This is a genomic window from Actinocrinis sp. (genome assembly GCF_035946395.1).
Lineage (GTDB): Bacteria > Actinomycetota > Actinomycetes > Streptomycetales > Catenulisporaceae > Actinocrinis.
Genome location: NZ_DASYZI010000403.1, coordinates 1 through 10,806 on the forward strand (window position 1 = coordinate 1; position 10,806 = coordinate 10,806).

General features: G+C 70.0%; 9 protein-coding genes. 6 read left to right on the forward strand and 3 right to left on the reverse strand.

What is annotated here, in order from left to right:
• The 3 genes from VGS97_RS25375 to moaA all read left to right on the forward strand — a co-directional run.
• On the forward strand, positions 1–1,080 hold a 1,080-nt coding region (locus tag VGS97_RS25375; RefSeq protein ID WP_326856170.1), incomplete at its 5' end, for a PrsW family glutamic-type intramembrane protease.
• A gap of 220 nt (positions 1,081–1,300) precedes the next feature.
• A complete protein-coding gene (locus VGS97_RS25380) occupies positions 1,301–3,148 on the forward strand; it encodes a phosphodiester glycosidase family protein (RefSeq protein WP_326856171.1) in 1,848 nt (615 codons plus the stop codon).
• A gap of 81 nt (positions 3,149–3,229) precedes the next feature.
• Complete coding sequence (gene moaA, locus VGS97_RS25385; protein ID WP_326856172.1) at positions 3,230–4,243, forward strand: GTP 3',8-cyclase MoaA; 1,014 nt, start codon at positions 3,230–3,232, stop codon at positions 4,241–4,243.
• Between the two features lie 347 nt (positions 4,244–4,590).
• On the opposite strand, the gene VGS97_RS25390 is transcribed toward moaA, so the two are convergent.
• The 3 genes from VGS97_RS25390 to VGS97_RS25400 form a co-directional block, all read right to left on the reverse strand.
• Positions 4,591–5,112, reverse strand: a complete 522-nt coding sequence (locus tag VGS97_RS25390) for a DUF3099 domain-containing protein (protein ID WP_326856173.1) — start codon at positions 5,110–5,112, stop codon at positions 4,591–4,593.
• Positions 5,113–5,210: 98 nt separating this feature from the next.
• A complete protein-coding gene (locus tag VGS97_RS25395; RefSeq protein ID WP_349262258.1) occupies positions 5,211–6,635 on the reverse strand; it encodes a metallopeptidase TldD-related protein in 1,425 nt (474 codons plus the stop codon).
• A gap of 20 nt (positions 6,636–6,655) precedes the next feature.
• Entirely contained in the window at positions 6,656–8,242 is a 1,587-nt protein-coding gene (locus VGS97_RS25400) for a TldD/PmbA family protein (protein ID WP_326856175.1), read from the reverse strand.
• A gap of 135 nt (positions 8,243–8,377) precedes the next feature.
• Between VGS97_RS25400 and fabG the strand changes: the two genes are divergently transcribed.
• The 3 genes from fabG (at position 8,378) to VGS97_RS25415 (ending at position 10,725) form a co-directional block, all read left to right on the forward strand.
• Positions 8,378–9,118: a 3-oxoacyl-[acyl-carrier-protein] reductase gene (gene fabG, locus VGS97_RS25405; protein ID WP_326856176.1), complete on the forward strand. Its 741-nt coding sequence runs from the start codon at positions 8,378–8,380 to the stop codon at positions 9,116–9,118.
• Positions 9,119–9,122: 4 nt separating this feature from the next.
• A complete protein-coding gene (gene fabI, locus VGS97_RS25410) occupies positions 9,123–9,890 on the forward strand; it encodes an enoyl-ACP reductase FabI (RefSeq protein WP_326856177.1) in 768 nt (255 codons plus the stop codon).
• 316 nt (positions 9,891–10,206) lie between these two features.
• Positions 10,207–10,725 (forward strand): hypothetical protein, encoded by a 519-nt coding sequence (locus tag VGS97_RS25415; RefSeq protein ID WP_326856178.1) that lies wholly within the window; start codon positions 10,207–10,209, stop codon positions 10,723–10,725.
• The last annotated feature ends 81 nt before the right edge of the window (positions 10,726–10,806 follow it).

The following is a 10,806-nucleotide window of genomic DNA, read 5'->3' on the forward strand; positions in this document are numbered from 1 at the left end:
GCCGTGCTGCTGCCGTTCGGCCGGTGGCTGCGCGACCGCTCGCTGCGCAACTGGATCACGGTGCTGTTCGTCGCGCTGGTCGTCGTGCCCTCGTTCGCGCTGGTGGCCTTCCCCGACCTGAGCCAGACCGACGAATCCTCCTGGACCTTCGCGCTCTACTTCGCCAGCGCGTGGCTGCTCGTGCTGTGGATCTCGGTGCGCCCGCCGATGGTCCGGCCGCTGATGCTGGCCGAGATCGCCGCGATCGGCCTGGTCCTTGAGGCGCCGATCGCGGTCTGGCTGGAGCGCACCCTGCACGCCGGCACCGACAACCTCTTCGCCTCGGTTCTCACCGTCGGCCTGCCGGAGGAGTTCGCCAAGGCGCTGCCCGTCGCCGTGCTCGCCCTCCTGCTGTACCGCACGACGTGGGCCCAGCTCACGCCGAAGGACTACCTCTTCCTCGGCGCGGTCAGCGGCCTGGCCTTCGGCGCCGCCGAGGCGGTCGAGTACGTCACGCGGGTGATCCCCGCCGACCTGAGCAACGCGGCCAACCAGGGCGCTTCCGCGGCCGAGGTGGTCCTCGCCTCGATCACGCAGGGCTCCTGGCGGTTCGTCACCGACCCGATGAGTCATGCCGTGTGGGCCGGGATCACCGGTTACTTCATCGGCCTGGCCGTGCGCTTCCCGCGGCACCGGGTCTGGCTGGCCGGCTTCGGGCTGCTGCTGACCGCGGTGCTGCACGGCTTCAACGACTACGTCGCCGGGCAGTTCTGGTGGATCATCGAGATCATCGTCAGCGTGTTGCTTTTCGTGGCCTACAGCCAGGCCGGCGGGGTGATCGAGCAGGACCTCACGGCCGCGGAACAGGCCGCGAGCCGACAGCAGCCGACGGCTCCGGTTCCCGGCCAGCCCTCGGCTGCGTACCCGGCCTGGCCGCAGCCTGCCGCGCAGTGGAGTGCGGGGCAGCCGTGGGTCCCGGGTCAGCCAGCGAACCCGGCGCAGCCGTGGAACCCGGCCGCGGGCTGGGGATCCTCCGGCTTCACTCCGCTTCCCGGTCAGTACCCGCCGCCGGGCCAGCCCAGCCGGCCGCCGGGAACCTGAGCGTGCTTCGGGCGAGTTCGGCCGTGCGTTCGCTCGTGTCAACGGGCGATCGACCATTCGCGCGATTAGACTCGGCCGAACCGGATGCCCGGCTGCATAACAGAAAGACGCCGCCCGCAGGCAACTGCTCTCAAGCGAGGCGGCGTCCTCCATGAAGAAAGACTGAAACTCGGCGGGGCGGTTCGGGCCGCCCACGGAGACACTTGGGGACTGCCGCACCATGAGCTACGGATCCGACGGCGCCGGTTACCCGGAATTCGGCCCGACACCGCCGCCCGACCAGGAGCCCTACTACGGCGATTCCGTGCGCCAGCCGCAGCCCCGCCAATCCAACCGCCCCGAGCCGTACGACCCCTTCCAGACGCGTGCCCACGATCAGCAGGCCGCGGAGCGGCAGCGCCAGGCCCGACAGCCCGGGCCGGCGCAGCGCGGTGGTGGACAGCACAGCGGAGGTCAACACGGCGGTGGACAACGCGGTCGCGGCCGGGACGCCTACGGACGCGGCGGTGACGGCGGCGGACGTCCCCAGCAGGCACAGCCGTATTACGGCGGGTCATACGGCAGCGACTCGTACGATCCGGATCAGTACGGTGCCGATTCATACGGTGCTAATTCGTACAGTGCCGACCAATATGGCGGTGATTCGCGCGGTAACGATGACTATGGCCGCGCCGCATATGGTGGCGACCCGCGTGGCGGCGGCTCTCGCCGTGCGGACCCCCGCGGTGCCGGTGCGTACGGCGCTGACGCGTATGGCGACGACCCGTACGTGCCCGGCACGCGCGCCCCGGGCCGTCGGGGCCGTGCCGCCGACCGACTCGGCGCAACCAGTCTGCTCGAAGAGGACCCGTACGCGTCCGGCCCGGACGAGGCCGGTCTCGATCCCGACGATCCGGACGGCCCCGCAGGTGCGGGCCGTCGGCGCCGGGGCAGGAAGGAAGTACCCCCGCACGTGCGCCGACGCCGCAAGATCGTTTGGCGTAGCATCCTGGCGGCATTCCTGCTGATCGTCGGGTACGTCGGCGTCACGCTCTACCCGTATCTGGCCGCGCCCGGCACGGACCGGCTCAACGCGCGGATCGCCGAGTGGGGTCGCGACCACCACCTCGGCTGGGCGGTGACCTGGCTGGAGAACGCCACGTACAAGGCGCCGCCCACCGGCGGCAGCCTCAGCGCCAGCCAGCTTGCCCAGCTCCAGGGCGCCACCGCGGCCCCGCCGCCGCCGAAGGTGAAGGCCGATCTGCCGACCGACATCGTGCCGCTCGCCTCCGGCACCGTGCCCGGTGAGGGCATCTGGCATCCGGTGACGATGAACGCCAGCGGCGTGCCGATCGTCGAGAAGGCCGCGCTGCGCCCCGACGCCCAGCACACCTCGGACCTCGCGTACGTGGTGTGGATGAACCAGAAGGCGCTCTCCTTCACCCTGCACCCCGGCTACCAACAGCCCGGCGGCAACTGGAACACGCCCGACCTCGTCCCGGTGAGCCAGCGCGCGAACCTGGTCGCCACCTGGAACGGCGGGTTCAAGGTCAAGCCGGACGACGCGCTCGCCGGCTTCTACGCCGAGGGCCGCGCCGTCGTGCCGCTGGTCAGCGGCAAGGCCGCCGAGGTGTTCTACAAGGACGGCTCGCTCAAGATCGGCATGTGGGGCCGGGACGAGACCATGGACCCGACGATCACCGCCGTCCGGCAGAACCTCAGCCTGCTGGTGGACAAGGGCCAGGTCACGGTCGGCCCCGGCGACGGATCCAGCCAGCAGTGGGGTTACACGATCAAGAACTCGTACTTCATCGCCCGCTCCGGCGTCGGCATGACCGCGACCGGCGACATCGTGTACGTCAGCGGCCGGTTCCTGTCCGTCTACACGCTCGCCGAACTGCTGAAGTCCGCCGGCGCGGTCTCCGCGATGGAGCTGGACATCAACCCGGACTGGGTCTCCTTCATGAACTACAGTCCCGGCAGCAGCCCGGCCATCCCGACGATAACCAAGCTGTGGGACTTCACGCAGCCCGCCGACCGCTACTTCCAGCCCTCGGACCGCGACTTCGTGTCCGTCGGCAAGCGGTAGGTCGTCGTCCGGTGACGAGCGCCGCCTGGCGCGTGCGCACGCGGACACGAAAGCGTCGGTCGCGCGCGCTAGGCTCGGGTCATGGGTACGGCGCTGACGGACCACTTCGGCCGGACAGCCACAGACCTGCGGCTGTCCCTGACCGATCGCTGCGACCTGCGCTGTACCTACTGCATGCCGGCCGAGGGCCTGCCCTGGCTGCCCAGGCCCGACATGCTCACCGACGAGGAGATCATCCGGCTGGTGCGCGTCGCGGTCACCCGCCTCGGGATCCGCGAGGTGCGGCTGACCGGCGGTGAACCGCTGATCCGCCCGGGAATCGTCGGCATCGTGGCCCGGCTGGCGGCGCTGCGCCCGCGGCCGGTGATCTCGGTGACCACCAACGCCGTGTCCCTCGAACGCCTGGCCGCGCCGCTGGCCGAGGCCGGGCTCGACCGGGTCAACGTCTCCCTCGACACGCTCGACCCGGACACGTTCAAGACTTTGACACGCCGGGACAAGCACGCCCGGGTGCTCGCCGGGATCGAGGCCGCCGTGCTCGCCGGCCTGCTCCCCGTGAAGATCAACACGGTGCTGATGCGCGGTGTGAACGACCACGAGGCGCCCGCGCTGCTGCGCTGGTGCCTGGAACGCGGTTACGAGCTGCGGTTCATCGAGCAGATGCCGCTCGACGCGCAGCACGGCTGGGACCGCGCCGTCATGGTCAGCGCGGCCGAGATCCTGGACTGGCTCTCCCGCGCGTTCGTCCTCGAACCCGAGGGCGAAGCGGTGCGTGGCGCCGCGCCGGCCGAGACCTGGCTGGTGAACGGCGGCCCCGCGGCCTCGGGCGGCGGCCGTGTCGGCGTGATCGCGTCGGTCACCCGGCCGTTCTGCGCCGCGTGCGACCGCACCCGGCTGACCGCGGACGGCCAGGTGCGCACCTGCCTGTTCGCCCGTGAGGAGACCGACCTGCGCGGGCTGCTGCGTTCCGGCGCGGACGACGAGGAGGTCGCCGCCGTGTGGCGCGTCGCGATGCTTGGCAAGAAGGCCGCAGCGGGGATCGGCGAGCCCGGGTTCGTCCAGCCCGGCCGGCCGATGTCCGCCATCGGCGGCTGACAGACGGCGGCGTACCCCGCGCAATCACTCGAAAGGGCGACTCAGCGCAGCCCCCGGTCAGCCATGCGTCATCTGGCGTGTATCGCAGGCCGGAAAGGCTGGAAATGGAGGGCGTCGGCTCGCGCACGGGGGGACGCGAGCCGACGCGGCATCCTGGACAGCCACGGGGGGAGCCACCCAGTATGCGGCGGGGCGCCGTGAACGGTCGGCCCCGCGGGGCGCCGCCCCGACGGGGGAGCGGGGCGTGCATCAGAAGTATGGCATGCCCGCCAGAACTCGTGAACCCCCGTTCACGAAATTCCAGAAGTTGAAAAGGTTCCCGCCTCAGCGGGCTGTAAGCGCCCCGCTCAGGGCCGGCTCGGCTCCTGCCCAGAGTGCTCAGGATCTTCCGCCGCCGGCTCGTCGGCCGTCGAGTCCTGCGAAGCTCGGCCCGCTTCTTCGGCCTGGTCGGCCTGGTGCGCCCGGCTCGTCTGGTCCGCCGGGGTCACGCGCTCGCCGACGATGTACTCGCCGGTGAAGAGATCCCCGGTCTCGCCGGTGCCCGGCAGTCCCGGCTGCGCCGAGCCGAGCTCGCCGTGCCGCGGCCCGAGCATCAGGTTCGTCGGATCCTGCTCCCGGCTCGGCCCGCCGTTCGCCCGCACCACCGCCACGTACGGGATGATCGTCGCCACCAGGCAGAGCCCGACCTTCAACGGCCAGGAGATCCCCGGCACGACCACCACCACGATGATCGAGACCACGCGGACAAGCATCGTCAGGATGTACTGCTTCTGCCGCCGCGTGATCTCCTGCATGTGGCTGGTCTCGGCGGTGGTGATGCCGTACACCCGGTCATCGTCGTGTGAGCTGTGCTCGTGCTCAGATTGCACGCCACCAGCGTACGACCGGCCCGCCGACGCGGTTAAGAGGGTGCGCGAGTAGGCGGCCGGTAAGGATTCGCATCCAGTAATGGCTCACACCGCCGTGCTCAGCTCGCCTTCGACACCGACGACATGTTGAAGTCGCCGATCCGCAGCGCCGGCACCGAGGCGCGTGTGAAGTCGTCGCCCCAGTCGCGTGTCAGGCACTGCTCCCGCCGCCCCACCTCGGTGATCCGGCCGAGCAGGTCCACCGGTGACTCGTTGAACCGGAAGTTGTTGACCACGCCGGTCACCTCGCCGCCCTCGACCAGGTACACCCCGTCGCGGGTCAGCCCGGTCAGCAGCAGCACCTGCGGATCGACCTCGCGGATGTACCACAGGCAGGTCAGCAGCAATCCCCGCTCGGTGGAGCGCGTCATCTGCTCCAGCGTCGCCGAGCCGCCGCCCTCCATCAGCAGGTTTCCGGCCGGGAACGCCAGCGGCAGGCCGGTGGCCTGCGCCGACTGACGGGTGGTCACGAGGTGTTCGAGCACGCCGTCGCGTACCCAGTCCGTCGCCGCGACCGGCAGGCCGTTGTCGAACACGGACTGCGACGAGGACGAGTGGTGCGAGACGGCGAACGGCGCGTACTGCAATCCCTCGGCGTGCGGATCCGACCAGATCCGCACGCCCTCGACGCCGATGCGCGTGCCCACCTTGGTGCCGCTGGGCGATCCGGTCGAGGGCGCAGCGGAGAAGACCGTGCGCCCGTCGGCGGCGTCCCGCGCCGAGGCGGACTGCACCAGCTCGACGTACAGGTCCGCGACGGCCGAGGGCGGAAGGATCGTCTCGTAGCGGCCCGGCGGCAGCTCGACGTGCCGCTTCTGCCAGTCCAGCCGCTGCGCCAACTCGGTGCCCAGCTGCGCGACGTCCACGTCGGCGAAGTCCCGCGTGTACCGGCCCGCCCAGGCGGAGCGGGCGAAATCCGCCGACTTCGCGTTCAACTCGACCTTCCCGGCCGGCTGGTCGTGCTTGAGCCGCAGCCCCGCCGACGTGGCCAGGTACGTCGTGGTCATCGAGTGCTCGGCGTACCCGAACAGCAGCCGCCCGGCCGCGCGCGCAGCCTCGAAGGCCTCGCCGAGCGCCGGGGCGAACGAACCGAAGACGTCGATCGACGTGCCGGGCGCAGCGTCTTCCCAGCGTGCGCCCGCGCCCGTGGCCACCGCTGCGGACTCCGGGCCGGCCAGCGGCTGCGCGTCCTGCGCGGGCCCCGCGTCCCGCGCAGCCTGCTCGCTGGCCCGCACCAGCTCCTCGATCGTGTCCAAGTCGACGCCCGAGCGGGACAGCACGGCCGCCGAGGTGCCCTGCGCGCCGTTCACCGTCGAGATCACCGTCACCGAGCGGCTCGCCGCTACACCGTTCGTGGTCAGCGTGTTGTTCGCCCAGCGCAGATTCGCCGTCGACGACTCGTCCACCAGCACCACCGCGCCGTCAGCGCGGGAGAGCCCCAGCGCCCGCTCCGCGACGACCTGTGCGGAGCTCTGCCCGCTCACCGAGCCTGCGCCTGCGCCGCTCACCGCCCCGCCTCCTGCACCGTGTTGAGGATCCGCACGCCCCGGAACAGCGCCGACGGACTGCCGTGCGACACCGGCGCGATCTGCCCGGGCTGCCCCTTGCCGCAGTTGAACGCACCGCACAACCGATACGTCTGCGGCCCGCCCACCGCCTCCATCGAGCCCCAGAAATCCGTCGTCGTGGCCTGATACGCGAAGTCGCGCACCTGCCCGGCCAGCCGGCCGTTCTCGATCAGGAACGCGCGCTGCCCGGTGAACTGGAAGTTGTACCGCTGCATGTCGATCGACCAGGACTTGTCGCCGACGATGTACAGACCCCGTTCGACCCGCGCGATCAGCTCCTCGGTCGACGGCCCGTCGGGCGCCGGTTGCAGCGAGACGTTCGCCATCCGCTGGATCGGTACGTGCCCCGGCGAGTCCGCGAACGCGCAGCCGTTCGACCGGCCGCCGTGCAGCCCCTTGAGCTGCGCGATCCGCCGGTCGAGCTGATAACCCACCAGAACGCCGCCGCTGACGATGTCCCAGCGCTGCGTCTGCACACCCTCGTCGTCGAAACCCACCGTCGCCAGCCCGTGCTCGACGACCCGGTCACCGGTGATGTTCATCACGGCGGAGCCGTACTTGAGCGTGCCCAGCTGGTCCAGCGTCGCAAACGATGTGCCCGCGTACGCGGCCTCGTACCCCAGGGCCCGGTCCAGCTCCGTCGCGTGCCCGATCGACTCGTGGATCGTCAGCCACAGGTTCGTCGGATCAATCACAAGATCATATTCACCCGGCTCCACCGACGGCGCAGCCAGCTTCTGCGCCAGCAACTCCGGAAGCCGCGCCAGTTCGCCGTCCCAGTCCCATGCCTCGTCCGCCGCGCCGGTCACGTACTCCCAGCCGCGCCCGACCGGCGGCGCCACCGTGCTCATCGAGTCGAAGGCGCCCAGTGCGCCGTACTTCCCCTCGGCGTCGACCGTGACCGCCTCCAGCCCGGGATACACGCGCACCCGCTGCTGAATGGTCGTCGTGCCGTTCGTGTCCGCGTAGAACTTGTTCTCCTTGACGGCTTGGACGAAAGCGTCCACGTGGTCGACTCCGTCGGCGTCCAGCAGCCGCTGCGACCACTCGGTGAGCACCGCGATCTTCTCGGTGTCCGGCACCTCGAACGGATCGATCCGATAAGACGACACCCACACCCGCTCGCCGTACGAGGGCTCAGCCGCGAGCACGACCGGCTCGAAGTTCACCGGCTGGGACACCCGCGCGACCGCCACCGCCTGCTCGGCCAGCCGCGCCGCCGCCTCCGGCGTCTGCACCACGCCGGCCGCGAAGCCCCAGCTGCCCGCGTGCACGACCCGGACCGAGATCCCAGCCTCCGCGCCGTCGTTCACTCCGTCGAGCTGTCCGTCGCGTAGTCGGATCATCTGCTCGCGGATGCGCTCCGAGCGGAAGTCGGCATGCTGGGCGCCAAGCTCTCGCGCCCGGTCCAGCGCTGCCCGCGCCATCTCTCGCAGCGGCAGCGCGAGGAACGAGGGATCGACCCTCGACAAGTCCCCTCCGGGCGGGCCGGGCGCGACCTGATTCACACCGTGTTCTGGCATGTGCCTGAACCTAGCTGAACTCCACGAGGCTGTCCCAGCGCTTTTGTAGTCCCCCACAGGCAGGGCACGGCGTGAGAAACCGATAGCGTTCGCTGCGGGATCAGCCGTCTTCGCGACGATGGAAGGACGTACCGCGTGGCCGAGAACAACGCGCCCCGATCAGTGCTCATCACCGGAGGCAACCGGGGGATCGGTCTCGCCACCGCGCGGGCCTTCGCCGAGCAGGGCGACAAGGTCGCCATCACCTACCGCTCCGGCGAGCCGCCGGTCGTGCCGGTCAAGGGCGACGGCTCGTTCCTCGCGGTCCGGTGCGACATCACCGTGCCCGAGGACGTCGAGCGCGCCTTCCAGGAGGTCGCCGCCGCGCACGGGCCGGTCGAGATCCTGGTGGCCAACGCGGGCATCACCCGCGACACGCTGATCCTGCGGATGAGCGACGAGGAGTTCGACGCCGTCGTCGACACCAACCTCAAGGGCTCCTTCCGGGTCGCCAAGCTCGCCGCGAAGGGCATGCTGCGGCTGCGGCGCGGCCGGATCATCTTCATCTCCTCCGTGGTCGGCCTGATGGGATCGGCGGGCCAGGTCAACTACGCCGCGTCCAAGGCGGGCCTGGTCGGGATGGCCCGCTCGCTGGCCCGCGAACTCGGCTCGCGCGCGATCACCGCGAACGTCGTCGCCCCCGGCTTCGTCGACACCGAGATGACCGCGGTGCTCGGTGAGGAGCGCAAGAAGGAGATCGTCGCCCAGGTGCCGATGGCCCGCTACGCCACCGTGGACGAGATCGCCGGCGTGGTGAAATTCTTGGCCTCGCCCGATGCGGGGTACATCAACGGAGCCGTCATCCCGGTTGACGGCGGTCTGGGAATGGGGCACTAGCCAGATGGGAATCCTGGACGGCAAGCGCGTCCTCATCACCGGCGTCATCACCGACGCCTCGATCGCGTTCAGCGTCGCCCGGCTGGCCCAGGAGGAGGGCGCGCAGGTCGTGCTGACCGGCTTCGGCAGGCTGTCGCTGGTCAACCGCGTCGCCGCACACCTGCCCAAGCCGGCTCCGGTCATCGAGCTGGACGTCACCAACCAAGAGCACCTCGCCGCGCTGCCGGACCGGATCCGTGAGCACGTCGACGGCCTGGATGGCGTCGTGCACTCCATCGCCTTCGGCCCGCCCGACGCGCTCGGCGGCAACTTCCTCAGCACCCCCTGGGACTCGGTCGCCACCGCGGTGCACGTCTCGGCGTTCTCCTACAAGTCCCTCGCCATCGCCACCGCCCCGCTGTTCGGCGAGCGCGGCGGCGCCATCGTCGGCCTGGACTTCGACGCCCAGGTGGCCTGGCCCGGCTACGACTGGATGGGCGTGGCCAAGGCGGCCCTCGAATCCACCAGCCGCTACCTGGCCCGCGACCTCGGCCCGAAGGGCATCCGCAGCAACCTGATCTCGGCCGGCCCGGTCAAGACCATGGCGGCGAACTCCATCCCCGGCTTCGAGGCCTTCGAAGGAGTCTGGGACACCCGCGCCCCGATCGGCTGGGACATGAAGGACCCCGAGCCGGCCGCCCGAGGCGTGATCGCCCTCCTGTCCGACTGGTTCCCGAAGACCACCGGCGAGGTCGTCCACGTAGACGGCGGCGTGCACGCCATGGGTGCCTAACCCAAGCAAGGCCTGACGCACAATCAGGACGTCCAAAGCCCAGACATCCATACACCCCACATCCGCACACCCGCGCAAAGCCCCGACCGGCCCGAAAGACTCCCGAACGGCGCCGCGCAATCTCCTGCGCGGCGCCGTTTTTCGCTAGAGTTCCCTGAGAAGTGCGTCCAGATAGCCCTATAGCCCTGATATGCGCGCGACGCCAAGCCGGCGCCCGGCAGGACAGGATCAGGCGAGGCTAGGTCAGGACAGGACAGGATCAGGACGCACACGGGACCGGTGAACGGCAGACGGGATCGGGAAGCGGGGTGACGCCATGCTCGACGCTGGTGGCGGCGGGGGCGCGATGTACGCGGTGCAGATCGAATCGCTGGAGCAGTTCCAGCAGAAGCTCACCGTGATTCTCCAGGGCCTTGAGCAGGACAATTCCGTCATGATCATGAGTGACGGCTCCGGCATGTTCGGTGACTTCCCCGAGGCGAAGTCCTTCGCCTCCGCCTACGAGCAGACCAAGCAGGACCTCATCAGCGCGTTCAACGAAGTCACCCAGTTGGTCAATACGATGATCAACATCGTCGGCGCCAACGCGGACAAGTACAAGCAGACCGAGCAGGAAATCACCTCGAAGTTCAACGCGATCCTGCTTCAGTACGGCGACACGCCGACGACCACAACGACCTACCCGCAGGGCCAGAGCACGCCGACCACGACGTCTCCGACCACGCCGAGCCCCCAGCCCACGCAGAGCACACAGGACGGCGGCCCGACGTATGCACCACCGCCGAGCACGGGCACGAACACGACAACGACATCGACATCAGTCGGCGCGGCATAGCGAGGGGGAGAGATGACCGACTACAGCAAGATGGACCACCAGACGCTGTACAACTACGTGCACACCGGCAGCCCCGACGCG